The organism is Dongia soli (assembly GCF_034044715.1).
GTDB classification, from domain to species: domain Bacteria; phylum Pseudomonadota; class Alphaproteobacteria; order Dongiales; family Dongiaceae; genus Dongia_B; species Dongia_B soli.
Genome location: NZ_JAXCLW010000002.1, coordinates 780,149 through 805,932, shown reverse-complemented (window position 1 = coordinate 805,932; position 25,784 = coordinate 780,149). Strand labels below are relative to the sequence as shown.

Genomic DNA, 25,784 nt, shown 5'->3' with positions numbered 1-25,784 from the left:
GGAAGGGAGTGTTTGAGGTTGAGCGCCGGCCTGGCTATTTCGCTGGATGCGATGGGCGGAGATCACGCGCCAGACATGGTGGTCCGTGGCGCCGATATCGCACGCCAGCGCTTTCCCCAGGTGCGCTTTCTCTTCTTCGGGGATGAGGCGCGGCTGAAACCGCTGCTCAAGGATTTTCCGGCGCTCGCCGCGACCAGCGAAATTCACCACGCCGATACCGTCATCAAGATGGAAGACAAGCCGAGCCAGGCCCTGCGGGGCGGGCGCGGCAGCTCCATGCGTCTGGCGATCGATGCCGTGCAAAGCGGCAGCGCCCATGCGGTGGTTTCCGCCGGCAATACCGGCGCCCTCATGGCGATGGCGAAGTTCGTGCTGAAGACCATGCCGGGTATCGACCGACCGGCCATTGCTTCCTTCTTCCCGACGATGCGCAGCGAAAGCGTCATGCTGGATCTCGGCGCCAATATCGTTTGCGACGCCAGCAATCTGGTGCAATTCGCCGTCATGGGAAACGTCTTTGCCCGCACCGTGCTCGGCGTGCGCGAACCCAGCACCGGGCTCCTCAATGTCGGTTCCGAGGAATTGAAGGGTCACGATGCCGTCCGCGAAGCAGCCGCCATCCTGCGCCAGGCCAATCTGCCGGGACGTTTCCATGGCTTCGTCGAAGGCGACGATCTGGCCAAGGGAACCGTCGATGTCTTTGTCACCGACGGCTTCACCGGCAATGTCGCGCTGAAATCGATCGAGGGAACCGTGAAGCTCTACGGGTATTTTCTGCGCCAGAGCTTCGGGTCGGCTTTGCTCGCGAAGCTCGGCTATCTGCTGGCGCGCCCCGCCTTGAATGCTTTGCGTGCACGGGTCGACCCGCGGCGTTATAATGGCGCAATTTTCATGGGCTTGAATGGCATCTGCATCAAGAGCCATGGCGGTACGGACGCTTTCGGTTTTGCCAATGCGATCGGGGTGGCCGTCGATATGGTGCAGAATGGCGCGATCGAAAATATGAAGCGGGATTTTGATCAGATGATGACGATTCCTGGAGCCGTCACCGGAACCGCGGCTGTCTGAGATGGTAAGCCGCTCCCGTCTTCTCAGTGCCGGCTCATATCTTCCCAACCGTATCGTCACCAATGACGACCTCGCGCGGGAGGTCGATACCAGTGACGAATGGATCCGGCAGCGGACCGGCATTCGACAGCGCCATCTTGCCGCGGAAGGTGAGCTGACGTCCGATCTCGCCGTCAAGGCGGCCGAACAGGCATTGCATCATGCCGGCATTCGCGGTGCCGATCTCGATTGCATCGTGCTCGCCACCACAACGCCGGATCACACCTTTCCGGCAACCGCCACCAAAGTGCAGCATCGCCTCGGCATGAATCACGGCTTTGCGCTCGATGTTCAGGCGGTCTGCTCGGGCTTCGTCTATGCGCTGGCGGTGGCAGATAATTTCCTGCGTCTCGGCCAGGCCCGCCGGGCTTTGGTGATCGGTGCGGAGACCTTCTCCCGTATCCTCGACTGGAAGGATCGTAATACCTGCGTCCTGTTCGGCGACGGGGCGGGAGCAGTCATCCTGGAGGCTGCCAAAGGCAAGGGGGACAACACCGACCAGGGCGTCCTCTGCACCCATCTCTTTTCCGACGGGCGCTATTACGACAAGCTCTATGTCGATGGTGGCCCATCGGCCACCCAGACGACCGGCGCGGTGAAAATGGAAGGCAAGGACGTCTTTCGCCATGCCGTCGTCAATCTCGCCGCGGCCATCGATGCGGCTATCGCCAGTGCCGGCATTGCCCCGGAGGATGTCGACTGGCTGGTGCCGCATCAGGCAAACCAGCGAATCATCACGAGCATGGGCCAGAAGCTGAAGCTGCCCCAAGAGAAGGTCGTCGTCACGGTCGACCGCCATGCCAACACGTCGGCGGCATCGATTCCTTTAGCTCTGGCGGAAGCGGTCAATGATGGCCGGATCAAACGCGGCGACCTCGTGCTGATGGAAGCCATGGGCGGCGGATTTACCTGGGGTTCAGCACTGGTCCGCTGGTAATCCTCGATATCCGATTGTAAGCCCTTTAAGGCACCATCCCGACCGTATTCCTGCATCAGCCACGGCGTTCCGGCTGTGATCTGTCTGTCATCTGAACAAGTCTCTGTAATTGACTGATTTATGAGGAATCGTTACGCTTCGTGACAGTAACGGAAACCCCAGTGCGCAACAGCTTTGCGCGCCAGCTTCATAACAGGGGGACGGAATGAAGGGTAAGACAGTGACACGGGCCGATCTCAGCGAGGCCGTCTATCAGGAAGTTGGCCTGTCGCGGAACGAATCGGCCGAACTGGTCGACAGCGTTCTCGAAGAAATTTCCACGGCTCTGACCAAAGGCGAGAGCGTCAAAATTTCCTCCTTCGGCAGTTTCCTTGTCCGGATGAAGGGCGAGCGCGTCGGGCGCAATCCCAAGACCGGGGAGGAAGTTCCCATCAAGCCGCGCCGGGTACTGGTATTCCGTGCCTCGCATGTCCTGAAGGACCGCGTGAATAAGGGCCCATCATCATGAGCAGCGCAGGACGAGTTCTCGATCAACGTAATACTCCGGGCGACAGCGATGCCGGCAAACGGTCGGTCGCCCGAAGCAGCAAACGGTTGGAGAAGTCCGCCGACGCCTTCCGCACCATCAGCGAAGTCGCGGATGAATTGGAAGTCCCGCAGCATGTTCTGCGGTTCTGGGAAACCAAGTTCACCCAGATCCGGCCGATGAAGCGGGGCGGGGGACGGCGTTATTACCGGCCGGAAGATGTCGAGTTGCTGCGGAGCATCCGCGGCCTGCTTTACGACCAGGGCTATACGATTAAGGGCGTGCAGAAGCTGATCCGCGAGGGCGGCTTGCGCCTCTCCGGCGACAGTCTCGCCGTGGCTCCCGGCGCCGTGGAATTTCGCGCCGAGTCGCCGGAAGGCGACCAGCCGACGGCCGAAGCTGCGGAAAGCACCGGCCGCGGTTCCGGGCAGGGCGGCAAGGGAACCTCGGGAGAGATGATGGATTTGCCCCTGTTCCGCTCAGCGCTGGATGACAGCCAGATCAAGGAAGTGAAGTCCGTAATCGAGGAGCTTAGGGAATTGCGCGACCGTCTCCGGCGCGCAGCCGACGCCTGAGGGCTGGCCTTCAACAGCAGAAGCAGGCGCAATCGCAAGATTGCGCCTTTTCTTCTGCCGTTTTTCGTTGGGTTGCGTATCTCAGCGGCAAGTCCCGGAAAGATCGTCGAAAACTCTCGGCCTCGCGGCGGCAATATCCTTGCCACATCCCTCTCAGGCGATTATATAGGCCGCCATCACCCGTCCACCCCCATTTACCGGATCGGTGATTTAATGCGGTCGGAGCGTAGCGCAGCCTGGTAGCGCATCAGACTGGGGGTCTGGGGGTCGCTGGTTCGAATCCAGTCGCTCCGACCATTCTCGCCCTTCCATCTTCGAATCATTCCAACCTGTCACAGAATCCAGTCATAAGCTGGCGCGAGTGGGTTGGTCTTTAGTACGACATCACCTGATGCTTGTTGAACTGTCCGGCTTGATTGCCTTACAGATGAATGAGACTGTCGATGACGTACAAACCAAAACCAATGACCATCACCTACATGGCGCGAAGGGGAGGAAAAGATGGCGATTTCGATTCATCCGTCAGTAGATAACGGCGTCAAACAAGGCAAAGGCGATTTTACCGGCGGCACCTTGACCTGCAAATGCTCGTCTAATCCGGTGGTCGTCACGCTCAAGGGGCAGACGGCGCATAATCACGTCTGCGGCTGCACCAAATGCTGGAAACCATCCGGTGCGCTTTTCTCCATGGTCGCCGTCATTCCGCGCGACCAGGTCAGCGTCACGCAAAACGAACAAAAGCTGAAGGTCGTTGACTCCAACGCCGCCATTCAGCGTTACGCCTGCCAGGAGTGTGGCGTACATATGTATGGCCGCATCGAGAACAAGAACCATCCATTCTACGGATTGGATTTCGTACATACGGAACTATCGAAGGATGACGGCTGGTCGGCACCCGAATTCGCCGCCTTCGTTTCTTCCATCATCGAATCCGGTGCCGATCCGAAGGAGATGGGTGCGGTCCGCTCGCGCCTGAAGGAGCTGGGCCTGGAGCCCTATGACTGCCTGTCGCCGGCTTTAATGGACGCGATCGCCACGCATATCGCCAAGCAATCGGGTGTGCTGAGAGCGTAATCGTTTCACAACAAGTTACATCACAGCGGCCCCGCCTATTGGACGGGGCCGTTTTGCCGTCCGCATCTTCAACTCCTATGCCTGACCTTTACCGCCATTGGTCAGGCGAGATATCGAGCCGTTGGAGACATGACGCTCCATCAGGACGGCTTTCCCTAGCGATGGCCAATCGGCGATTTCCGCACGCCGCCGCGGCAATGCCGCCGGGTGGTTCTTTTGCAGCCACGAAATCATTTCTTCTCGTACCACGCAGCGGAGGTCGAAGGTGCGTCCCGCCGTGCTCGCGCTCACTAACATACGGATCTCCATCGTATCCTGCTTAAAATCCGTGACCTGCATATTAACCACCTGTCGGTCCCAGAGCGGTGACGCTTCGGCGATCTCCTTCAACTGTTCACGCATCGCATCCACCGGTGCGCTATAATCGACGTAAAGCATGACCGTGCCGATCAGCGAGGAGCCCTCACGCGTCCAGTTCTGGAAGGGCTTCTCAATGAAATAAGCGAGCGGCAGCACCATGCGCCGCCAATCCCAAAGACGCACGACAACATAGGTCGACGAAATCTCTTCGACATTGCCCCATTCGCCTTCGACGATGACCGCGTCGTCCAATCGGATCGGCTGGGTGATCGCAAGTTGAATGCCAGCGGCGAGATTTTTCAGCATCGGCTGAAGCGCAAGACCGATGACCAGGCCCGCGGCGCCCGCAGAAGCCAGCAGGCTCACGCCATATTGCCGGACCTGATCGAAGCTCATCAAAGCCGCGGCAATGGTGAGGACGCCGATAATCGTCACGGCCACGCGCTGCAGAATACGCAATTGGGTTGTATGCTTCCGAGCCAGCAAATTATCCGCCGCATCCAGTTTGAAGCGCCGCAGATAGACCGTGGTCCAGATATGCAGTGCGGTTACCGCGAGCCAGCCGATCAGGATGATGAAGCTGACCAAGAGGAGATGCTGAATCAGCGTCGCCTGCCGATCGCTGAGCGGTGCGATCTTGGTTGCAACCGAAAGATTGAAGATGATGACGGCCAATCTGCCCGGCCCCTCAGTCCGGGAAACCAGGGAGCGCCAGGACAGATCCCGGTTGCTCACCAATCCGGTCAGCAGCCGGAAGCCGGTCCGATGGATGATGAGCGCGATGATGAAGGCGAGGCTCAGAAGGATGAGGCTGGCCGCCCAATCCGGCATCCAGGTGAGCGAGGCAATAAACTGCCGACCATAAGCATCGAGTTCATCCGTCAACAACATCCTCCACGGGGTGGATTGGCGCTCTTTGCTTCGCGCTCTTGTTAACGGCGAATGCGGCTGGTCGTTTCTCGAATTGAGGTGCTAGAGGGTATTTCCCGGTACGGTTATCGCTGCAGCAGGCAAACCGGATCCGGCGCAATACAAGATATTGTGTGCGGCGCAGCTAAAAATTGTCTGCCGAGCCGAAGCGGACCTGCGATACCATCAGCGGGACAAGTTAACCGATATTGTGAGGGAAAGACCTTATGCGTCAGCATTTGTTGCTTCTTATCGGTATCGCTGCCCTGACTGCCTGCAGTTCGACCGAGCCGACAGAAAAATCCAACCCCAATACGATGACCGTGGATTTCGCATGGAAGCCTTCGCATCTCTGCTCGGGCATATCACCGAAAGTCGAGATTGGAAATTTCCCTGCGGGCACGTCCTATTTCGCCGTGCGTCTGCGCGATCGTGATAATCCGAGCTCCGCTTTGGGTGGTGGCGAGGTTGCCAATACCGGCTCGGGTGTTCTCCCCGAAGGATCACTGAAAAGCTATACCGGCCCCTGCACCCAGGGAAGCGAACCGCATTATTACTATTTCGAAGCCGCCGCCATTGACCATGACGGTAAGTCAATCGCCTATGGCAAATCGCAGCCGCAACCGCTGCCCTGATAACGGTCGATTCTTGATTCGGCGTCGGCCTAGAAAAGACTTTGCCGCCCCGATCCTTCCGCGTATTCTTTGACCAGATGATCAAGTTTCGGGTCAACCGAACGGCCGATACCAGTTGAGGGAGGAGCGCATGTCGCTATTGATCAGGGGCGGCACTGTCGTCACCGCCGAGGAGATGAAGCGGGCGGATGTTTATGTCGCCGATGGTCTTATCAAGGCTGTGGGGCAAAATCTCGACGCGCCGGCGGGCGCTAAGGTCGTGGATGCCGGTGGCCAATATGTGATGCCGGGCGGCATCGACCCCCATACCCATATGCAATTGCCCTTCATGGGCACGGTGGCGAGCGAAGATTTTTATACCGGTACCGCGGCTGGACTTGCCGGCGGCACGACGATGATTATCGATTTCGTCATCCCGGCGCCGAACACCTCGCTGCTCACAGCTTATGATGAATGGCGCGGCTGGGCCGAGAAGGCCTGCGCAGATTATTCCTTCCATGTCGCCGTCACCTGGTGGAGCGATCAGGTCTATGAGGATATGGGGGTGCTGGCCCGCGAACGCGGCGTCAACAGCTTCAAGCACTTCATGGCCTATAAGAATGCCATCATGGTGCCGGACGAGGATCTGGTGAAGAGCTTCGCCCGCTGCCTGGAACTGGGCGCGATCCCGACCGTACATGCCGAGAATGGCGAGCTTGTCTATCACCTGCAGCAGGAAATCCTGAAGAAGGGCATCACCGGCCCCGAAGGCCATCCACTGTCGCGGCCGCCGGAAGTAGAGGGCGAGGCCGCCAATCGCGCGATCCGCGTAGCCCAGGTAATCGGCAACCCGCTCTATATCGTCCACAATTCTTGCAAGGAAGCGATCGAAGCCATCGCCCGCGCCCGTGGCGAGGGACAGAGGGTCTATGGCGAAGTTCTGGCCGGCCATCTGCTGATCGACGATTCAGTCTACCGGCATCCGGATTGGAACGTGGCTGCGGCCCATGTCATGAGCCCGCCCTTCCGCCCGAAGGAAAACCAGGAAATCCTCTGGCGCGCCTTGCAATCGGGGACACTGCATACAACGGCAACCGATCATTGCTGCTTCTGTGCCGATCAGAAGGCGATGGGGCGGGACGATTTCACCAAGATCCCCAACGGCACCGGCGGTGTCGAAGACCGCATGGCGGTGCTGTGGCATCATGGTGTCGGCACTGGCCGTCTGACACCGATGGAATTCGTGCGCGTCACCTCGACCGCGGCCGCGCAGATCTTCAACATCTATCCGCGCAAGGGCTCGGTCAGTGTCGGCGCAGATGCCGATCTCGTCGTCTGGGATCCCAAGGGCACGCGGACCATCTCGGCGAAGACCCATCACCAGAAGGTGGATTACAACATCTTCGAAGGCATGACGGTACAGGGCGTTCCCAGCCACACGATCAGCCAGGGCAAGGTGGTTTGGGAAAACGGCCAGTTGAACGTCACGCGCGGCGCCGGACGTTATATCAACCGGCCGACTTTCGCGCCGGTCTTCGACGCCGTTAAGAAGATCAACGAACGCCGCAAGCCGGCGCCGGTCCAGCGCACCAGCAAGGCGGCGCAATAACTCGTCATCGCCTGTTCGCTTCATGAGGCCCTCGGCACTCTGTCGAGGGCTCCTTTATTGAGAAGTGCGGTCGCTTATTCGGCCGGCGGCCATTGCGCCGGCATGGTCAGGCCGCAACCTTGCAGGATGATCTCGGCAAGCTGTCGCCCCGCCTTGTCGTAATCTTCCGGCAGCAATTGCGTGCGCCCAAGCACCGCGGCGATCTGCACGGCGAAATCGGCATAAGTCTGGGTATTGGCCCAGATCATGAAAAACAAATGCCGCGGATCGATTGGCTTCAATTTGCCGGCAGCGATCCAGCCGTCGATCACCTCAGCCTTGCGGTCGACCCAGTCGCGTAATTCATCCTGCAGGAAGTCGCTGATCTGCGGTGCACCATGAATGATCTCATTGGCGAAAACCCGCGAGGCGAGGGGGCGTTGTCGAGCGAGGTCGATCTTCGCGGCGATGTAGTGGCTGAGCGCCTGGGCCGGGTCGAATTCCGGCAATATCTGATCGCCGGTGCCGAGCCAGAGTTCCAGAATGCCCTGCAAGACCTGCCGATACAGATCTTCCTTGGTCTTGAAGTAGTAATGCAGATTGGCCTTCGGCACCCCGGCGCGCTTGGCAATTTCCGCCGTCGTCGCACCGGAAAATCCGCTTTCAGCGAAGACGGATTCCGCGGCGGCCAGAATGCGCGCCTCGATGCTGGCGCGGGAAATTTGGCGAACGCCTTTGGCAATGGCGGAACGGCCGGTTTTATGTTGCGTGATCGCCACTGACATATTCCTCCCCACAACGATCCGGCTCGGCCCGCCGGTTAGCGATATTATTCCAGTAAAGCCTAGCATGGGAAAGTTGATCAAGCGGTCAGAAAAAACTTGATCAAATGGTCAAGCTTCGTCATGCTCGAAAATAACAGACGGGAAACGTCAGGGGCACACCGCGCCGGTCGAGATCAAACGCGCGGATGATGCCGTCACATGGGAGGGAGAGATGGCGCAATCCGCGACGCCAGATATCGCTGCTGCCAGATTGCAGTCGCAGGATATCGACCGCAATTTCGAAGACGTGAAGCCCGTGCTGGATCGCAAGAAAGCGATTGTCGAAAGCAGCCGCTGTTACTTCTGCTATGACGCGCCCTGCACCGAAGCTTGTCCGACCAGCATCGACATCCCGAACTTCATCCGCATGATTTCGACCGACAATGTGCGCGGCGCAGCGGAGAAGATTTTTGAACAGAATATTCTCGGTGGCATGTGCGCCCGGGTCTGCCCGACAGAAATTCTTTGCGAAGACGCCTGCGTCCGCAATACCTCGGAAGACAAGCCGGTCAATATCGGTGCGCTGCAACGTTATGCCACCGACCGGCTGATAGAGCAGGGTATTCATCCGTTTCAGCGCCAGGCGCCGAGCGGCCAGAAGGTGGCGGTGATCGGTGGCGGTCCGGCCGGTCTTTCCTGTGCGCACCGCCTCGCCATGCTAGGCCATGACGTGACGATCTTCGAGGCACGCGACAAACTGGGCGGCCTTAACGAATATGGTATTGCCGCCTATAAAACCGTCGAGGATTTTGCCCAGCGTGAAATCCGCTGGCTGATGCAGATCGGCGGCATCGCGGTCAATACCGGCAAAGCGCTCGGCCGCGATCTGGCACTGGAACAGCTTCGGCATGATTATGAAGCGGTTTTCGTGGGTCTTGGCCTTGCCGGCGTCAATGCGCTCGGCCTCGATGGCGAAGAGGTCGCCAATGTCCAGGACGCGGTGGATTACATCGCGAAGCTGCGTCAGGCGGCGGACAAATCCAAATTGCCGGTCGGCCGGAAGGTCCTGGTGATTGGCGGCGGCAATACGGCGATCGATATCGCCATTCAGTCGAAGCGCCTCGGCGCCGAAGATGTGACACTGGTCTATCGCCGCGGTCCCGATCAGATGACCGCCACCTGGCACGAACAGGAATTCGCCCAGGTCAACGGCGTCAAGATCAAGCATTGGGCAAAGCCGGTGCGGCTGATCTCGCACCAAGGCGCGGCCCGCGAAGTCGAGTTCGAATATACCCAGCTCGATGATCAGGGCCGTCTGATCGGCACCGGCGAGACCTTCAGCCTCCTTTGCGATGTCGTCTTCAAGGCGATCGGCCAGAAACTGGTCAAGGATCCGGTCAATGGTCAAGCACATGAATCGCTCGATCTCGCCAATGGCAAGATCGTCGTCAATGAGGATATGCAGACCTCCTTGCCCAATGTCTGGGCTGGCGGCGACTGTGTCGCCAGCGGGACCGATTTAACAGTGCAAGGTGTCGAGGACGGCAAGATCGCCGCCATCGCCATCGACCGCTATTTGCGCCGCAAAAACAGCAAATAAGAAAAGTTTTTAGACTCGCGCCTGCAGGTTCATAGGTCCTGGGGCGCCGATCGGGAGAAACGATCATGGCTGACATCCGTTCGAATTTCGTCGGCATCAAGTCACCGAATCCCTTCTGGCTTGCTTCCGCCCCGCCGACCGACAAGGAAGTCAATGTCGTGCGCGCATTCAAGGCGGGCTGGGGCGGTGTCGTCTGGAAGACGCTTGGCGAGAATCCGCCGGTGGTGAATGTCAGCTCGCGCTACGGCGCGCTGCATCTCAACGATAGCCGCATGGTGGGCTTCAACAATATCGAGCTGATTTCCGACCGGCCGCTGGAAATCAACCTGCAGGAAATCAAGAAGGTGAAGCGGGACTGGCCGGACCGGGCCATGGTGGTCTCGCTGATGGTCCCCTGCGAGGAGGAAAGCTGGAAGCGCATCCTGCCCCTGGTCGAGGAAACCGGGGCCGATGGGATCGAGCTCAATTTCGGCTGTCCCCACGGTATGTCGGAACGCGGCATGGGGTCGGCGGTGGGGCAGGTGCCGGAATATGTCGAAATGGTCGCCCGGTGGTGCAAGCAATATACCCGCATGCCAGTGATCGTGAAGCTGACGCCCAATGTCACCGATATCCGTCACCCGGCGCGGGCGGCCAAAAAGGGCGGCGCCGATGCCGTTTCACTGATCAATACGATCAATTCCATTTGCTCGGTCGATCTCGACCTCATGGCACCGACACCGGTGGTGGACGGCAAGGGAACCCATGGCGGCTATTGCGGTCCCGCGGTGAAACCGGTCGCGCTTAATATGACGGCTGAGATCGCCCGGGATCCGGAAACCCAGGGCCTGCCGATTTCAGCTATCGGCGGCATCAGTAACTGGCGGGATGCGGCGGAATTCATGGCTCTTGGCGCCGGCACAGCCCAAGTCTGTACGGCGGCCATGCATCATGGCTTCAAGATCGTCGACGATATGATCAGCGGCCTGAAGAACTGGATGGATGAAAAGGGCCACGCGACCATTGAGGATTTCCGCGGCCGTGCCGTGCCCAATGTCACCGATTGGAAGTTCCTCAATATCAACTTCAAATCCATCGCCGAAATTGATCAGGATAAATGCATCAAATGCGGCCTGTGCCATATCGCCTGCGAGGATACCTCGCATCAGGCCATTGCCGCCCAACGGCTGGAGGGTAAACGCCGCTACGAGGTGATCGAGGAGGAATGCGTGGGCTGCAATCTCTGCTTCCATGTCTGCCCGGTACCTGACTGTATCACTATGGTATCGGTGAAGACCGGCAAGCCCTATCTGAACTGGACCCAGGACCCGCGAAATCCGATGCGGAAGGCGGCGGAATAGACTAGCGTAACGACGTGCGAGGCACTAAAAAAACGCACGCAAACAGGGAGGGGTATATGAGCGTTTCACGTCGTCGCGTTCTGCAGGCCGGCGGTGGGCTGGCCTTGGCCATGGGGACCGGCCCTTTGATCGCCGGCTGGCCGCGCGGAGCATCTGCCGCCGATAAGATCAAGGTCGCCTCGGTCTATACCGTGCCGGTCGAACAGCAATGGGTCAGCCGTGTTCATGCCGCCCTCCAGGGGGCCCAGAAGCGCGGCGACATCGACTATGTCTGGTCGGAAAATACGGCCAATACCGATTACGAGCGCGTCATGCGCGAATATGCCGAAGCGGGCCATCAATTGATCGTCGGCGAAGCTTTCGCCGTCGAGGAGGCCGCCCGCGCCGTGGCCAATGATTATCCGAAGACCGCCTTCCTGCTGGGCTCCAGCTTCAAGCCCCAGGGCGAAAATTTCTCGGTCTTCGACAATTACATCCAGGAAGCTTCCTACCTGACCGGCATGATCGCCGGAGGCATGACCAAGTCGAACAATATCGGCATGGTCGGCGGCTATCCGATTCCCGAAGTCAACCGCCTGATGAACGCTTTCATGGATGGTGTTCAGGAGATCAATCCGAACGTCAAGTTCCAGGTCAGCTTCATCGGCAGCTGGTTCGATCCGCCCAAGGCCAAGGAAACCGCCTTTGCCCAGATCGATGCCGGCGCCGATATCATGTATGCCGAGCGTTTCGGCGTGTCTGATGCCGCAAAGGAACGCAAGGTCCTGGCGATCGGCAATGTGATCAACACGCAGCCGGATTATCCGGAAACCGTTGTGGCTTCGGCGCTCTGGCATATGGAACCGACCATCGATCATGCAATCAAGGCGGTGCAGAGCGGCAGCTTCAAGGCCGAGGATTACGGCAGGTTCTCCTTCATGAAGTATGGCGGCTGCAGCCTTGCACCTCTGGGCACCTTCGAAGGCAAGGTACCGGCCGAGCTGATGACGAAGGTCAAGGAACGCGAACAGGCGATCAAGGACGGCAAGTTCGAGGTCAAGGTCGTCGATACCGAACCGAAGGCGACGGCGTAACCGATCGGCATGACAGATATCCGTTCAACGCAGCCGGAGGTCGTCCTCCGGCTGCGTCATATTTCCAAAAGCTTCGGCAATCTCACCGCCAATGACGATATCAGCTTCGATCTGCGGCGCGGGGAGGTGATTGCCTTGCTCGGCGAGAACGGCGCCGGCAAGACCACCCTCATGAATATCCTGTTCGGCCATTACATCGCCGATAGCGGCGATATCGAGGCTTTTGGCCGGACTTTGCCACCGGGAAAGCCCCGCGCGGCGATTGAGGCAGGGATCGGCATGGTGCATCAGCACTTCACCTTGGCCGACAATCTCAGCGTCCTCGACAATATCTCCCTGGGCACCGAAAGCCTCTGGCGCCTCAAATCCGACCGCAGCGCCATCCGCAAGCGCATCCTGGATCTCGCCCAGACCTTTGGACTGGCGGTCAATCCCGATGCCCGGATCGCCGATCTGTCGGTTGGCGAAAGGCAGCGTGTGGAAATCTTGAAGGCGCTTTATCGCGAGGCCAAGATTTTGATCCTCGATGAACCGACGGCGGTGCTGACGCCGCAGGAAACCAATGCGCTCTTCGATACCCTCAGGCGCCTGGTGGCCGAGGGCCTGTCGGTCATCTTCATTTCCCATAAGCTCTATGAAGTCCTGGCGGTAAGCCACCGGGTCCTGGTGCTGCGTTCCGGCAAGCTTGCCGCCGAGCGTGAGACCGGCGCCACCAGCCGGGAGGAATTGGCGGAATTGATGGTCGGCCGGCCGGTCACGCCGCCGCGCGTCGTGCCGCAACAGGCGGGAGAGCCGGTCTGGGAGATGACGGGGGTGACAATCCGCGGCAAGCTTGGCCAGAAGCTGCTCGAAGACGCCAGTCTGACGCTGCGCGCCGGTGAGATCATCGGCATCGCCGGTGTTTCCGGCAACGGGCAATCCACCCTGGCCGATCTCATCAGCGGCCTGGTGAAACCGGAAAGCGGGCAGGTGCGTTACCGCGGCCAGGCAATCGCCAATTGGCATCCCGCCGCCATGGTATCCGAAGGCATTGCCCGCATTCCGGAGGATCGCCATGCAGTCGGCCTGGTCGGCGATATGTCGGTGGCGGAAAACGTCATCGCCGAATGCTATCGCCAGCCGCCTTTCTCGAAACGTGGCCTGATCGATTGGTCGGCGGCGCGCGATTTCGCCCAGCGGATCATCCGCGATTACGAGGTCAAATGCCCATCGCCGCAGGCGATCACCCGGCTGCTCTCTGGCGGCAATATGCAGAAACTCATTCTCGGCCGCGTTCTGTCGCCGGAGCCGGTCCTGGTGCTCGCCAATCAGCCGACCCGCGGACTCGATATCGGTGCGGTGACTTATGTGCATCAACAGCTTCTGGCGGTGCGCCAACGGGGCGGGGCCGTGCTGCTGATTTCCGAGGACCTCGACGAAGTCCTCACTTTGTCCGACCGCGTGGTGGTCATGTATCACGGTCGCCTATCGTCGGCGATGCCGCGCGATGCAGTCTCCATCCAACAACTCGGCCTGATGATGGCAGGGCAAGATATGCGGGGTGAAGGTTATGCGGCTTGAACCGCGTGCCGAAACCTCGCTGGCGCTCAACCTCCTGGCGCCGGTCAGCGCCCTACTGGTCAGCCTGCTGATCTGCGGCTTATTGGTTGCGATTGCCGGCGCCTCGATCCTGCCGACTTTCGGCCTGGTGGTGAAAGGCGCATTCGGATCGCAATTCGCCTTCCTGGAAACGCTGACGCGCTCCACGCCGCTGATCTTCACCGGCTTGGCCGCCGCCGTCGCTTTCCGCGCGAAGCTCTGGAATATCGGCGCCGAGGCACAGCTCTATATGGGGGCCATTGTCTGTGTCGTTCTCGGCACTGGCCTCGTCCCGCTGCCATCCGTTGTGCTGATCCCGCTGATTCTGATCGCCGGGGCTCTGGCCGGCGCGGTGACCTTGCTGGGGCCTGCCTTGCTGAAAACGCGCTTCGGCGTTGATGAGGTCGTGACAACGCTGTTGCTCAACTTCATCGTCCTGCTTTTCGTCAGCCTGCTGCTGGAAGGTCCGCTGAAAGATCCGATGGGGATGGGCTGGCCGCAATCCTCGCGCGTTATCGCCGATGCGGCCCTGCCGAAACTCATTCACGGAAAGCGCCTCCATTTCGGTTTCGTCCTGGCCGTGCTTTCGGCTGTCGCTGTCTGGTTCATCAATGTCCGAACCACTTTCGGTTATGAGATGCGGGCCGTCGGTCATAATTCCCGGGCAGCGGCCTTCGCCGGTATTCCGGTCAACGCCGTGGTGATGAAGACGGCGCTGCTTTCGGGCGGCCTTGCCGGCCTCGCGGGCGTGAGCGAAGTGGCCGGTCTCAAAGGCAATCTCACGCTCGATCTGTCACCGGGTTTCGGTTACACCGGCATCGTCGTCGCCATGCTGGCATTGCTGCATCCTTTGGGCGTCGTCGTCACCGCGATCTTTGTCGCGGCGGTTTTTGTCGGCGCCGATGCCATGAGCCGCTCTGCCGGCGTGCCGAGCTATATCGCCAATGTGATGGTGGCCGTCTCGCTTCTCAGCATGGTCGTGGCGGTGATGTTCACGCGCTTCAAAGTCTCCTGGAAATAGGCGAGGGAAGACGGCGATGGACGCTTTCGAAATCATCTTCACCACCACGCTCTGGGTGGCCGCCATCCGGATCGCCTCGCCGCTCATCTTCGCGACTTTGGGCGAGCTGATCTGCGAGCGAGCGGGGGTCCTCAATCTCGGCATCGAAGGAATTATGGTGGCGGGCTCCTTCGCCGGCTGGGTGACAGTCTATGCCGGCGGCGACCTCTGGCTCGGCGTGCTGGTGGCGGCCTTGGTGGGCGCGATCTTTGGCCTGCTTCATGGCGTGCTGGTGGTGCCGCTCGGTCTGTCGCAGCATGTCACCGGCATCGGCATCACCCTGCTCGCCAGCAGTCTCACGTATTTTGTCTATCGCCTGCTGTTTCCCAGCCTGACCTCGCCACCGCGTATCACGCCATTCAAGCCTTTGCCGCTGCCGGGCCTGTCGCAAATTCCTTTTCTCGGCGAAGCGCTGTTCTCGCAGACCGCCTTGACCTATCTCGCTTTCATCGCCGTCGGTGTGGTCGCCTATATCCTCTATCGCACGCCAATCGGTCTGGCGGTGCGGACCGTCGGCGAAAATCCGGCGGCGGTCGAAGCCCAGGGTATCGATGTCACTTGGATCCGCATCGGTGCGGTGATGTGCGGCAGTGCGCTGATGGCAGTCGGCGGCGCCTTCCTCACCATGTCGGCGGTCGATGCCTTCTACATCAATATGGTGAATGGACGCGGCTGGATCTGCATCGCTTTGGTCGTCTTCGGTTCCTGGCGGCCGGGCAAGGCCTTGCTCGGTGCGGTTCTGTTTGCGGCCTTTGATGCCTATCAGATCCGGTTGCAGCAGAAATACGGCGCCGCTATTCCCTATCAGGTCTTCCTGATGTTGCCTTATATCTTGTCTATCCTGGCGCTGGTCGTCATGTCACGACGGGCCGGTTATCCCCGCGCGCTGATGGTCCCCTACAGAAAGGGCGAGCGCTGATCGCGATTATACTGAGGACGTGCCATGCTTGATCTCATCCTGCGCAATGCCACCCTGCCGGACGGGCGCAAAAATATCGATATCGGCATCCAGGGCGACAAGATTGTCGCCGTCGAACCCGGCCTGAAAGCCGAAGCGGGGCAGGAGATCGATGCCGGCGGATTGCTGGTGACCCCGCCTTTCGTCGATGCGCATTTCCATATGGATGCCACCCTCAGCCTCGGTTTGCCGCGCATCAATCAATCTGGCACCTTGCTGGAAGGCATTTCGCTCTGGGGCGAGTTGAAGCCTTATCTGACCCAGGAGGCGATTGCCGGACGGGCCCTGGCCTATTGCGACTGGGCGGTCGGGCGCGGCCTGCTGGCGATCCGCAGCCATGTCGATATCTGCGATCCGCGCTTGCTAGCGGTCGATGCCCTGCTTGAAGTGAAGAAGCGGGTCAAACCCTATCTCGACCTGCAACTCGTCGCCTTCCCACAGGATGGCTATTACCGCTCGCCCAAGGCCGTTGCGCTGCTGAACGAGGCGCTGGATCGCGGCATCGATGTGGTCGGTGGCATTCCCCATTTCGAACGCACCATGGACGATGGCACGGCTTCTGTCCGCGCCTTATGCGAACTCGCCGCCGAACGCGGCCTGATGGTCGATATGCATTGCGACGAGACGGATGATTCACTGTCTCGCCATATCGAGACCCTGGCCGCCGAAACCCATCGTCTCGGGCTGAGCGGCCGGGTGACGGGCTCGCATCTCACTTCGATGCATTCGATGGATAACTACTATGTCAGCAAGCTGATCCCGCTGATGGCGGAAGCCGGCGTCAATGCCATCGCCAATCCGCTCATCAACATCACGATCCAGGGCCGGCACGACACCTATCCCAAGCGCCGGGGCATGACCCGCGTGCCGGAGTTGATGAAGGCTGGCATCGCCGTCGCCTTCGGCCATGATTGCGTCATGGATCCCTGGTACAGCATGGGATCCGGCGACATGCTGGAAGTCGCCAGCATGGGGCTGCACGTCGCCCAGATGACGGGGCAGGCGGCGATGCGCAACTGCTTCGCGGCGGTGACCAGCAATCCCGCTGAGATTCTCGGCCTGCACGGCTATGGCATCGCGCCGGGCTGCTTTGCCGACATGGTTTTGTTGCAGGCCGCCGATCCGGTGGAGGCGATCCGGCTTCGCGCGACCCGGCTCAAGGTCATCCGGCGCGGCAAGGTCGTGGCGGAAAGCCCGGCGCAAACGGCGCGCCTGAACCTGCCCGGAAGGCCGGAAAGCGTGGATTTCCTGTTCAAGCTACAGTGAGTGGGGGTCGCGTTGACCGTCTGGTCAAATCTCACCTAAGATCGTGAAAATTAATCGGCTGCCCCGAGTCAGGGTGCCGCGCTAAAACCACCGGTAACGGTGAAAGATTTGGGAGGAGATTAATGGCGGCGACCAATCTGCGCGTCAATGCGGACCGGCTGTGGGACAGCCTCATGGAAATGGCGAAGATCGGGGCGACGGAGAAGGGCGGCGTCTGCCGTCTCGCCTTGACCGATCTCGACAAGCAGGCACGCGATCTTTTCGTCAAATGGTGCAAGGAAGCGGGCTGCACCGTCAAAATCGACAAAATGGGCAATGTCTTCGCCCGGCGGCCCGGCAAGGATGACAGCCTGGCGCCGGTCATGACCGGCAGTCATATCGACTCCCAGCCGACCGGCGGCAAATTCGACGGCGTCTATGGCGTGCTCGCCGGCCTCGAAGTGATCCGCACCCTCAACGATTTCAATTACGAAACCAACCGGCCGGTCGAGGTTGCGATCTGGACCAATGAGGAGGGCTCCCGCTTCGCCCCGGCCATGGTCGCGTCCGGCGTCTTTGCCGGCGTCTTCGATCTCGATTATGGCCTCAGCCGCGCCGATGTCGACGGCAAGACCATGGGCGAGGAGTTGAAGCGCATCGGCTATGACGGGCCGGAAGAGGTCGGCGGCCGCAAGATCCACGCCTTCTTCGAGACGCATATCGAGCAGGGCCCGATCCTGGAGCATGAGAAGAAAACCATCGGCGTGGTGCAGGGCGCCCAGGGCCAGCGCTGGTTCGAAGTCGTCATGACCGGGCAGGAGGCTCATGCCGGTCCGACGCCGATGAAGGTGCGTAAGGATGCCATGGTCGGGGCGGCTCATGTGATCAGCGCGGTGAACCGCATCGGTCACGAGAACCAGCCTTTCGCCTGCGCCACGGTCGGCATGGTGCAATGCAGCCCCAATTCGCGCAACACCATCCCCGGCAAGGTTTTCTTCACCATCGACCTGCGCCATCCGGAGGACAAGATCCTGAGCAAGATGGCCGCAGAAGCGAAAGCGGCGGCCGAGGAAGCAGCGAAGAAGAACGGCCTGGAACTGGATTTCAAGGAAATCTGGTATTCGCCGCCGGTCAAATTCGATGCCGATTGTGTTGCCGCAGTGAAGCAGGGCGCTGAACAGCTCGGCTTCGACAGCATGCCGATCATCTCCGGCGCCGGGCATGACGCGTGCTACATGAACCGGGTCGCACCGACCGCCATGGTCTTTATCCCCTGCGAGGATGGCATCAGCCATAACGAGATCGAGAACGCGACCAAGAGCGATTGTGCCGCCGGCGTCGATGTTCTGCTGCGGGCGATGGTCGAACGTGCGAATGCCGTCTGAGGGCGGCATGCAGTCCGAGCGATTGGAATCGACACGCCGGGATCACGGAGGCCTCTTAGTGCCTGGCGACGATAGCATCATCGACATCCGCAATCTTGGCCTGACCTTTCAGACGGCGGATGCGCCGGTCTGCGCGCTGAGTGATATCAATCTGCAGATCGGGGCCGGTGAATTTGTCTCCTTCATCGGCCCGTCGGGTTGCGGCAAAACCACTTTGATGCGGATCATCGCCGATCTTGAGCAGCCGACCGCCGGCTCGATCAAGGTTAATGGCTTGAGTCCGCGTGAGGCGCGGCTGCAGCGAAGCTATGGTTATGTATTCCAGGCGCCCGCACTTTATGCCTGGCGTAACATCCTGCGGAACGTAACCTTGCCCCATGAGATCATGGGGACGGGGCGCAGCGAGGCCGAACGCAAGGCGCGGAAATATCTGGATCTCGTCGGTTTGACCGGTTTCGAGAAGAAATATCCCTGGCAGCTTTCCGGCGGTATGCAGCAGCGCGTCTCTATCGCCCGCGCCCTCAGCTTCGATCCGCAATTGCTGCTGATGGACGAACCCTTCGGCGCCTTGGACGAGATCACCCGCGATCGCATGAACGAGGAATTGCTTCGGATCTGGGCGCAGACCCGCAAAACGGTCATCTTCGTCACCCATTCGATCGACGAAGCGGTTCTGCTTTCCACCCGCATCGTGGTGATGAGCGCACGTCCCGGTCGCATCATCGATGTCATCGACAGTCCGCTGCCGGCAGATCGCAGTTTGGACACCCGCGAAACGGCAGCCGCACATGAACTGGCGCATCGCGTCCGACAGGGATTGCGCGCGGGGCATTCCTACGATGGCCACTAAGCGGCCCGGCTTTCTCTCGCCACGGGGCCGGTTGCTGCCGGTCCTGACCGTCGTCGCCTTGATCATCGTCCTCTGGTACGGTCTTGCTATCTGTCTCAACCGCCAGCAGGTGGCGGAAAGGCTGGACGGTCTCGGCCAACCCTGGGGCATCAGCGATCTCATCGCCGGCACTTGGTCGATGGACCGACCGGTTTTGCCGGCGCCGCATCAGGTGGCGGCGGAATTCTGGAAAACCACGGCGGAGGTCGCGCCGAGCAGCAAGCGTTCCTTGATCTACCATGCCGGCGTCACCGCTTCGGCGACTCTCGTCGGCTTCGTCTTTGGCGCCTTGCTCGGTATTATCCTCTCCGCCGGGATCGTGCACGTGCGGACCCTCGATCGCAGCCTAATGCCCTGGATCATCGCCTCGCAAACGGTACCGATCTTGGCGATCGCGCCGATGATCGTGGTCGTGCTCGGCAATATCGGCATTACCGGCCTGATCCCCAAGGCGATCATCTCCATGTATCTCTGCTTCTTCCCGGTCGCCATCGGCATGGTGAAGGGGCTGCGCTCGCCGGATCTGCTGCAGCTCGATTTGATGCGCACCTATAATGCCAGCGCGTGGCAGGTATTCTGGAAGCTCCGCGTACCGGCCTCGTTGCCCTTCTTGTTCTCCAGCCTCAAAGTCGCCATCGCCATCAGCCTGGTCGGCACCATCGTCGGCGAGCTGCCGACCGGAGCCTCCGCCGGAATCGGCGCGCGGCTGCTTAGCGGTTCTTATTATGGCCAAACGGTGCAGATCTGGTCGGCGCTGTTCATGGCGGCCTTCCTGGGCATGGCGATGGTTTATGCGATTGCCGGGATCGAGCGGCTGGCCCTGCGTCGCATGGGAGCGCAGTGATGGCGTCGCCCGTGCTCAAACGATGGCTCCTACCTGGCCTGACGATTGCCATCCTGATCACCGCCTTGCTGCTGCCCGTCGGCTATTACGAAGACGATTATGCTTTCTGGTGGCAGTTTCCGCTCAGCGCGCTTTTTATCGTGATCGGCATTCTCGGCGCCGTCCTCGGCGCGGTCTGGGGTCCGAAACCCGGTCCCGGTGGCATATGGGCCTTTCTCGGCCCGCTGATATTGCTGCTCGCCAGTTTCGGGCCAGTCCTGCTGCCGATGGCGGAACTGGATATTCATCTTGCCGGCAGTGGCATTTGGCTCGCCATTCTCGGCCTGCTGCTCTTTGCCTGGCAGATCATGCAGCATCTGACCCGCCAGCCGAGATCGTTGCTCTGGGCGATCCTCGTCCCGCTGATATTCGGTCTTTGCCTGATCTATCTGTGGCAGGCGATCGTGGTCGGGTTCGAGGTGCCACAGGTGCTGCTGCCATCGCCGACCCAGATCGTGCAGGCGATCATCCGCAATTGGCCGGTCCTGATGGATGACTTCCGGCAGACCTTCCTGAAGGCTGTCATCGCCGGCTTCATCCTTGGCAATGCACTCGCTTTCATCACCGCTTTGCTGGTCGATCGCATTCCTTTCCTGCAGCGCGGCCTGCTGCCGCTCGGCAATCTGGTCAGCGCGGTGCCGATCGTCGGCATCGCCCCGATCATGGTGATGTGGTTCGGGTTCGGCTGGGAATCCAAAACTGCCGTCATCGTCTTCATGATTTTCTTCCCGATGCTGATCAATGCCTTGACCGGCCTTGCCGCCGCCGATGCGATGCTGAAGGACCTGATGCGCTCCTACGGCGCCGGCTACTGGCAGACCCTGTTGTCGTTGCGCCTGCCGGTCGCCATGCCCTTCATCTTCAATGCGCTGAAGATCAATTCGACCCTGGCGCTGATCGGTGCCATTGTGGCGGAGTTTTTCGGCTCGCCGATTGCCGGCATGGGCTTTCGCATCAGCGTCGAGGTGGCGCGCATGAATGTGGATGTCGTCTGGGCGACCATCGCGATCGCCGCCCTGGCAGGCTCCATCTTTTATGGGTTGCTGGCCGTTCTCGAACGGGCGGTGACGTTCTGGCATCCATCCTATCGCAGTCAGTGACGAACGGGAGATGACGATGACAACAAGAAGAAAGTTTCTGGGCGTTGCGGCGGTCGGCGTCGCCATGATGCTGGGGGCAGCTTCGGCCGAGGCAAAGGATGCGCTGACCCTGCAATTGAAATGGGTGACGCAGGCGCAATTCGCCGGCTATTACGTCGCCAAGGACAAGGGGTTTTATGACGATGTCGGCCTCGACGTCACCATCAAGGCCGGCGGCCCCGATATCAATCCCAGCCAGGTGATCGCCGGCGGTGGCGCCGATGTCGTCGTCGACTGGATGCCCTCGGCTATGGCGACCCGCGAAAAGGGCGTGCCGCTGGTCAATATCGCGCAAGTGTTCCAGACTTCGGGCATGATGCTGACCTGCCGCAAGGATAGCGGCATCAAGACGGCCAAGGACTTTCCCGGCCGGACGCTGGGCGTCTGGTTCGGCGGCAACGAATATCCCTTCCTGAACTGGATGAACAAGCTCGGCTACAAGACGGATGGTTCAGCCGGCGGTGTCAAGGTGCTGAAGCAGGGCTTCAATGTCGATCCCCTGTTGCAGAAGCAGGCCGATTGCATCTCTACCATGACCTATAACGAATACTGGCAGTTGATCGAAGCCGGCATGAAGCCGGACCAGCTTCTGACCTTCAAATATGAAGATGAAAAGGTCGCAACCCTGGAAGATGGCCTCTACACGCTGGAAGGCACGTTGAAAGATCCGGCGATGGTCGAGAAGCTGGCAAAATTCGTCAAAGCCTCAATGAAGGGCTGGGAGTATGCCCGCGATCATCAGGATGAAGCGGTGAAGATCGTGCTCGAAAACGATGAGACTGGCGCGCAGACCGAAGTGCATCAGAAAACCATGATGCAGGAAGTCGCGAAGCTGCTCGGCAACAACCCTAAAGGCACCGGCTGGCTGGATGAAACTGCTTACGAGCACACGATCGACACGCTGATGAGCGGCGGCTCAGATCCGGTGATCACCAAGAAACCGGAAAATGCCTGGACCCATGACGTGATCGAGAAGTCGCAAAAACTGTAAGCGTAACTTACCTCTTGCTTTGTAAAACCCCGGCCCGATGGTCGGGGTTTTTTCTTTACATCAGGCAGTAATCCACCGGCTGCAAGGGCGGCGGCACGTCCTTTTCGCCTAAGGCCTGACGTAGATTGATCTCGATGGTACGCGACATGGCGCTCAAGGGCAGGTCATTGGGCAGATCACCGAACGGCTCCTCGATCTCGTCACCCAAAGCATCGAGACCGAAGAAGGTGTAGGATATGATTGCGACCACCAGCGGCGTCATGGCACCGATCGTATCGACCAAGCCAAATGGCAGCAGAAAACAATAGAGATAAGCTGTCCGATGCAGCAACAGGGTATAGGCGAAGGGCAGGGGTGTGTTGCGGATGCGCTCGCAACCGGCCAGGACGGCCGCCATCGATGTCAGCCGCTCGTCGATTGCCAAGGCAAGCTGATCGCTGATCCAGCCGCGCTGCAAACACAGGCGCAAATCACGGCCGAGCAAAGCAAGGACGCCGTCCGGCACATTGCTGCGCGCCAATGCAGCCGCCATGTCCCCCTGGGGCAGATAGCCAGCAAGATCGTCGTCCGGCTTGGTGCCCCGCAGATGATGACGTAATGCATGGGCATAACCGATCGCCGTATAGACCATCCGGCCGCTGACCTCCCGTGCTTCCGCCGCCTCTCCGGGCTGTCCATCGGCCATCCTCGGTCCAATCAGCATGGTGCATTGGCGGGCAAGACTGCGGGTATCGATCAGGAGCTGGCCCCATAATTTCCGGCCTTCCCAGTAACGGTCATAGGCGGCGTTGTTGCGAAAACCGAGGAAGATGGCGAAGGCCAAGCCGATCAAGGTGAAGGGAACGACGGTCAGTACGGGAAACTGCTCCGGCGCACGTTCATGGAGGAACGTGACGACACCGCCCAGTATGGCCGCCAGCAGAATTTGCGGCGCGATCCGTGGGACAATCGATCCACGGGTAATGAAGAAGAGCCGAAAAGCTGATGGCCTATCGCGGACGATCACTGCGTGTCTCCTTTGCCGCCGTCGTCAGGTGAAGATGGCCGATAATACCCTTTGCCTATTGTCCCTCGGCGACATGAGAGGAAATTCCGCGCCTCGGCAGCCCGACGGAATACTGTTTTAGCGAGTGCATTACTGGAGATTCGGAGACGCATACAGTCTTTCATCAAAGATTAACGTCTCCTTTGCACTATGGAGGATGGCATTCCGCCTGCTGCATCCTGGCGGAGCGGAGGGGATATTGCTGCAACGTCTAAAGATTGCCCACAAACTAGGGCTGGCATCCTTATTGTTTCTGGTGCCGGTCGGCTATCTCCTGTGGGCGCTGATTGCACAGCAGAACCTCGCCATCGATTTCTCCAATAAGGAACGCATCGGCACGCTCTATCTTCACGGCCTGGCTAAATTGCACTACAGCCTGACCGCTGCCGCCGTCGCTGGAGGCAAGGTGCAGCTGTCGGAAGTGAGTGCCAGCATCGCGCCGCTGGAAAACGCCTATGGCGCCAATATGGAAAGTGCCGACCTTGCCATTGCGGCAAGCCAGGCCGTCGCCTCGTCCGACCTGCAGAAGCTCGATACCTCGGCGCTGCGGGCCTTGATCGGGCGGGTTGGCGACAAATCCAATCTCATCCTCGATCCCGATCTCGACAGCTATTACGCCATGGATCTTGTCCTGGTGAAACTGCCGGATTTGATTGATCGGCTGCGGGACATGACCTTGATCAGCCGCAAGACTTGGAACGACGGCAAGCTGGATGCTTCGGAACAAGTGGACTTTTTCGTTGCCCTAGGCGGCTTGACCTCGCTCCTGAGCGGGATCGATTCATCTGTCGCCTCCGGTTACGGCGGTAATCCGGATGGCAGTCTGAAAGCCAATCTCGATCCTTCTTATCGCGCCGCCAAACAGGCAATGGCGGAGTTCGTGGCCTCCGTAAACAAAACCGTGGTCGACGAAGCCTCGGCGGCCGAGGTCCTAAAGACGGTGCAGGCGTTCAACGATGCGGCGTCGAGCGAGCTTCAGCGTCTGATCGTCAAGCGCATCACCGGCTTCCAACATGGCCAGATCCAAACGCTCATCGTTACGGCGCTGCTTTTCCTATTAGCCATCGGCCTGATCCTGATGGCGGTGCGGACGGCTGTCATCAAGCCCGTCAACCGGATGACAGGATCGATGACGCAGCTAGCCGAAGGCGATCTGGATCTCCGTATCGACCTCGAGAACCGGTCCGATGAGGTCGGCAATATGGCGCGGGCACTGGTCGTGTTTCGCGAGAATGCCATTAAAGCCCGCAATCTGGAGGCGGATCAGCGCGCGGAGTGGGAGCGTCGTCGGCAACGCCAGGAAATCTTCGAGCAATTGGCCCGGGAATTCGACGGGCAGATCGGTAATCATCTCCAATCGCTCGCCAGTTCGGCAGCCCAACTCGATGCGACGGCGCGCAGCCTGTCGGAACATGCTGAAGAAACCAACGGCAATGCCCGCATTGCTGCGAGCAACGCATCGACCGCAACGGAAAACTCCCAGACGGTCGCGTCAGCCGCGGTCGAGCTTGCGGCCTCCAGCGATGAAATCGCGTCTCAAGTCAATCAGACGACGGGTACCGCAGCCAAGGCAGTCGAGGAAGCGACCAGGGGCCAGGAAATCATGTCCGGACTGGCCCGTGTATCCCGCGATGTCGGTAGTGTCATCAGCTTCATCACCGAGATCGCCAATCAGACCAATCTGCTCGCCCTGAACGCGACAATCGAGGCCGCGCGTGCCGGTGATGCCGGGAAAGGCTTCGCCGTAGTGGCTCATGAGGTCAAGCAATTGGCCGGTGAAACCTCGAAGGCAACCGATGAAATCGGCTCCAAACTGGCCGCGGTGGAATCGGCCACCCGGGACGCTGCCTCCGTCATGGAACGGCTGTCATCGATCATCCAGGACATCAATATGAGTTCGTCGGTGATCGCTTCGGCGGTGACGGAGCAGGGGGCTGCCACGGCGGAAATCAGCCGCAACGTCAATGAAGCAGCTGACCGGACCAATGATGTTTCCGCGAAGATGGGCGACGTCACGCAAAGCGCCGCTTATACCAAGGAAGCCTCTCAGGAACTGCTCTCCGCGTCGGCCGACCTCAGCAGCCGGACCACGACCTTGAGGCAGGTTGTCGAACGCTTCCTCGCCGATATCAAGGCCGCCTAGG

23 protein-coding genes and 1 tRNA gene are annotated in these 25,784 nt (G+C 59.9%); 21 read left to right on the top strand and 3 right to left on the bottom strand.

What is annotated here, in order from left to right; all coding sequences use genetic code 11:
• The first annotated feature begins 18 nt into the window (after positions 1-18).
• The 6 genes from plsX to gfa all read left to right on the top strand — a co-directional run bounded on the left by plsX (position 19) and on the right by gfa (position 4,219).
• Entirely contained in the window at positions 19-1,068 is a 1,050-nt protein-coding gene (gene plsX / locus SMD27_RS10205; RefSeq protein ID WP_320508261.1) for a phosphate acyltransferase PlsX, read from the top strand.
• Between the two features lies 1 nt (position 1,069).
• Positions 1,070-2,044, top strand: coding sequence for a beta-ketoacyl-ACP synthase III (locus SMD27_RS10200; protein ID WP_320508260.1), 975 nt, complete (start codon positions 1,070-1,072; stop codon positions 2,042-2,044).
• Between the two features lie 205 nt (positions 2,045-2,249).
• On the top strand, positions 2,250-2,552 hold the full coding sequence (locus SMD27_RS10195) for an integration host factor subunit alpha (protein ID WP_320508259.1): 303 nt from the start codon (positions 2,250-2,252) through the stop codon (positions 2,550-2,552).
• Complete coding sequence (locus SMD27_RS10190; RefSeq protein ID WP_320508258.1) at positions 2,549-3,145, top strand: MerR family transcriptional regulator; 597 nt, start codon at positions 2,549-2,551, stop codon at positions 3,143-3,145. Before SMD27_RS10195 ends, SMD27_RS10190 begins: the two co-directional genes overlap by 4 nt.
• 220 nt (positions 3,146-3,365) lie before the next feature.
• A tRNA-Pro gene (locus tag SMD27_RS10185) sits at positions 3,366-3,442 on the top strand.
• A gap of 204 nt (positions 3,443-3,646) precedes the next feature.
• Positions 3,647-4,219, top strand: coding sequence for an S-(hydroxymethyl)glutathione synthase (gfa, locus tag SMD27_RS10180; protein WP_320508257.1), 573 nt, complete (start codon positions 3,647-3,649; stop codon positions 4,217-4,219).
• A gap of 75 nt (positions 4,220-4,294) precedes the next feature.
• Here the strand turns inward: gfa and SMD27_RS10175 are convergent, their stop codons facing one another.
• Entirely contained in the window at positions 4,295-5,464 is a 1,170-nt protein-coding gene (locus tag SMD27_RS10175; protein ID WP_320508256.1) for a mechanosensitive ion channel family protein, read from the bottom strand.
• Positions 5,465-5,715: 251 nt separating this feature from the next.
• Here SMD27_RS10175 and SMD27_RS10170 point away from each other — a divergent pair, with 251 nt between their 5' ends.
• The gene (locus tag SMD27_RS10170) at positions 5,716-6,123 is read left to right on the top strand and encodes a hypothetical protein (RefSeq protein WP_320508255.1); all 408 of its coding nucleotides are present in this window, start codon (positions 5,716-5,718) and stop codon (positions 6,121-6,123) included.
• 130 nt (positions 6,124-6,253) lie between these two features.
• Entirely contained in the window at positions 6,254-7,711 is a 1,458-nt protein-coding gene (hydA, locus tag SMD27_RS10165) for a dihydropyrimidinase (protein ID WP_320508254.1), read from the top strand.
• Positions 7,712-7,785: 74 nt separating this feature from the next.
• On the opposite strand, the gene SMD27_RS10160 is transcribed toward hydA, so the two are convergent.
• Positions 7,786-8,475: a TetR/AcrR family transcriptional regulator gene (locus SMD27_RS10160; protein WP_379990442.1), complete on the bottom strand. Its 690-nt coding sequence runs from the start codon at positions 8,473-8,475 to the stop codon at positions 7,786-7,788.
• Between the two features lie 211 nt (positions 8,476-8,686).
• Here SMD27_RS10160 and SMD27_RS10155 point away from each other — a divergent pair, with 211 nt between their 5' ends.
• From SMD27_RS10155 to SMD27_RS10100, 12 genes are all read left to right on the top strand, one after another.
• Entirely contained in the window at positions 8,687-10,054 is a 1,368-nt protein-coding gene (locus tag SMD27_RS10155) for an NAD(P)-dependent oxidoreductase (RefSeq protein ID WP_320508252.1), read from the top strand.
• Between the two features lie 65 nt (positions 10,055-10,119).
• Entirely contained in the window at positions 10,120-11,394 is a 1,275-nt protein-coding gene (gene preA / locus SMD27_RS10150; protein ID WP_320508251.1) for an NAD-dependent dihydropyrimidine dehydrogenase subunit PreA, read from the top strand.
• 56 nt (positions 11,395-11,450) lie between these two features.
• Positions 11,451-12,467, top strand: coding sequence for a BMP family protein (locus tag SMD27_RS10145; RefSeq protein WP_320508250.1), 1,017 nt, complete (start codon positions 11,451-11,453; stop codon positions 12,465-12,467).
• 9 nt (positions 12,468-12,476) lie between these two features.
• A complete protein-coding gene (locus tag SMD27_RS10140) occupies positions 12,477-14,027 on the top strand; it encodes an ABC transporter ATP-binding protein (protein ID WP_320508249.1) in 1,551 nt (516 codons plus the stop codon).
• Positions 14,017-15,066 (top strand): ABC transporter permease, encoded by a 1,050-nt coding sequence (locus SMD27_RS10135; protein WP_320508248.1) that lies wholly within the window; start codon positions 14,017-14,019, stop codon positions 15,064-15,066. The genes SMD27_RS10140 and SMD27_RS10135 overlap by 11 nt, the downstream gene beginning before the upstream one ends.
• A gap of 16 nt (positions 15,067-15,082) precedes the next feature.
• Positions 15,083-16,024: an ABC transporter permease gene (locus tag SMD27_RS10130; RefSeq protein WP_320508247.1), complete on the top strand. Its 942-nt coding sequence runs from the start codon at positions 15,083-15,085 to the stop codon at positions 16,022-16,024.
• A gap of 24 nt (positions 16,025-16,048) precedes the next feature.
• Positions 16,049-17,329, top strand: coding sequence for an amidohydrolase family protein (locus SMD27_RS10125; RefSeq protein ID WP_320508246.1), 1,281 nt, complete (start codon positions 16,049-16,051; stop codon positions 17,327-17,329).
• Positions 17,330-17,451: 122 nt separating this feature from the next.
• A complete protein-coding gene (locus SMD27_RS10120) occupies positions 17,452-18,693 on the top strand; it encodes a Zn-dependent hydrolase (protein ID WP_320508245.1) in 1,242 nt (413 codons plus the stop codon).
• 58 nt (positions 18,694-18,751) lie between these two features.
• Positions 18,752-19,543, top strand: a complete 792-nt coding sequence (locus SMD27_RS10115) for an ABC transporter ATP-binding protein (RefSeq protein ID WP_320508244.1) — start codon at positions 18,752-18,754, stop codon at positions 19,541-19,543.
• Positions 19,533-20,426: an ABC transporter permease gene (locus SMD27_RS10110; protein ID WP_320508243.1), complete on the top strand. Its 894-nt coding sequence runs from the start codon at positions 19,533-19,535 to the stop codon at positions 20,424-20,426. The genes SMD27_RS10115 and SMD27_RS10110 overlap by 11 nt, the downstream gene beginning before the upstream one ends.
• Positions 20,426-21,565: an ABC transporter permease gene (locus tag SMD27_RS10105; protein WP_320508242.1), complete on the top strand. Its 1,140-nt coding sequence runs from the start codon at positions 20,426-20,428 to the stop codon at positions 21,563-21,565. The genes SMD27_RS10110 and SMD27_RS10105 overlap by 1 nt, the downstream gene beginning before the upstream one ends.
• Before the next feature lie 16 nt (positions 21,566-21,581).
• Positions 21,582-22,595 (top strand): ABC transporter substrate-binding protein, encoded by a 1,014-nt coding sequence (locus SMD27_RS10100; RefSeq protein WP_320508241.1) that lies wholly within the window; start codon positions 21,582-21,584, stop codon positions 22,593-22,595.
• 55 nt (positions 22,596-22,650) lie between these two features.
• On the opposite strand, the gene SMD27_RS10095 is transcribed toward SMD27_RS10100, so the two are convergent.
• Positions 22,651-23,601 carry a bestrophin family protein gene (locus SMD27_RS10095; protein WP_320508240.1) on the bottom strand — a complete coding sequence of 317 codons (951 nt, stop codon included), beginning with the start codon at positions 23,599-23,601 and terminating at the stop codon, positions 22,651-22,653.
• A 238-nt stretch (positions 23,602-23,839) separates the two neighbouring features.
• Here SMD27_RS10095 and SMD27_RS10090 point away from each other — a divergent pair, with 238 nt between their 5' ends.
• Entirely contained in the window at positions 23,840-25,783 is a 1,944-nt protein-coding gene (locus tag SMD27_RS10090) for a methyl-accepting chemotaxis protein (RefSeq protein WP_320508239.1), read from the top strand.
• Position 25,784: the final 1 nt, after the last annotated feature.

What these genes read in the sequence shown, in the direction of transcription:
- SMD27_RS10200 (WP_320508260.1), top strand. Translation starts at nt 1,070, where the DNA reads ATGGTAAGCCGCTCCCGTCTTCTCAGTGCCGGCTCATATCTTCCCAAC.
- SMD27_RS10195 (WP_320508259.1), top strand. Translation starts at nt 2,250, where the DNA reads ATGAAGGGTAAGACAGTGACACGGGCCGATCTCAGCGAGGCCGTCTAT.
- SMD27_RS10190 (WP_320508258.1), top strand. Translation starts at nt 2,549, where the DNA reads ATGAGCAGCGCAGGACGAGTTCTCGATCAACGTAATACTCCGGGCGAC.
- gfa (WP_320508257.1), top strand. Translation starts at nt 3,647, where the DNA reads ATGGCGATTTCGATTCATCCGTCAGTAGATAACGGCGTCAAACAAGGC.
- SMD27_RS10170 (WP_320508255.1), top strand. Translation starts at nt 5,716, where the DNA reads ATGCGTCAGCATTTGTTGCTTCTTATCGGTATCGCTGCCCTGACTGCC.
- hydA (WP_320508254.1), top strand. Translation starts at nt 6,254, where the DNA reads ATGTCGCTATTGATCAGGGGCGGCACTGTCGTCACCGCCGAGGAGATG.
- SMD27_RS10160 (WP_379990442.1), bottom strand. Translation starts at nt 8,475, where the DNA reads ATGTCAGTGGCGATCACGCAACATAAAACCGGCCGTTCCGCCATTGCC.
- SMD27_RS10155 (WP_320508252.1), top strand. Translation starts at nt 8,687, where the DNA reads ATGGCGCAATCCGCGACGCCAGATATCGCTGCTGCCAGATTGCAGTCG.
- preA (WP_320508251.1), top strand. Translation starts at nt 10,120, where the DNA reads ATGGCTGACATCCGTTCGAATTTCGTCGGCATCAAGTCACCGAATCCC.
- SMD27_RS10145 (WP_320508250.1), top strand. Translation starts at nt 11,451, where the DNA reads ATGAGCGTTTCACGTCGTCGCGTTCTGCAGGCCGGCGGTGGGCTGGCC.
- SMD27_RS10140 (WP_320508249.1), top strand. Translation starts at nt 12,477, where the DNA reads ATGACAGATATCCGTTCAACGCAGCCGGAGGTCGTCCTCCGGCTGCGT.
- SMD27_RS10135 (WP_320508248.1), top strand. Translation starts at nt 14,017, where the DNA reads ATGCGGCTTGAACCGCGTGCCGAAACCTCGCTGGCGCTCAACCTCCTG.
- SMD27_RS10130 (WP_320508247.1), top strand. Translation starts at nt 15,083, where the DNA reads ATGGACGCTTTCGAAATCATCTTCACCACCACGCTCTGGGTGGCCGCC.
- SMD27_RS10125 (WP_320508246.1), top strand. Translation starts at nt 16,049, where the DNA reads ATGCTTGATCTCATCCTGCGCAATGCCACCCTGCCGGACGGGCGCAAA.
- SMD27_RS10120 (WP_320508245.1), top strand. Translation starts at nt 17,452, where the DNA reads ATGGCGGCGACCAATCTGCGCGTCAATGCGGACCGGCTGTGGGACAGC.
- SMD27_RS10110 (WP_320508243.1), top strand. Translation starts at nt 19,533, where the DNA reads ATGGCCACTAAGCGGCCCGGCTTTCTCTCGCCACGGGGCCGGTTGCTG.
- SMD27_RS10105 (WP_320508242.1), top strand. Translation starts at nt 20,426, where the DNA reads ATGGCGTCGCCCGTGCTCAAACGATGGCTCCTACCTGGCCTGACGATT.
- SMD27_RS10100 (WP_320508241.1), top strand. Translation starts at nt 21,582, where the DNA reads ATGACAACAAGAAGAAAGTTTCTGGGCGTTGCGGCGGTCGGCGTCGCC.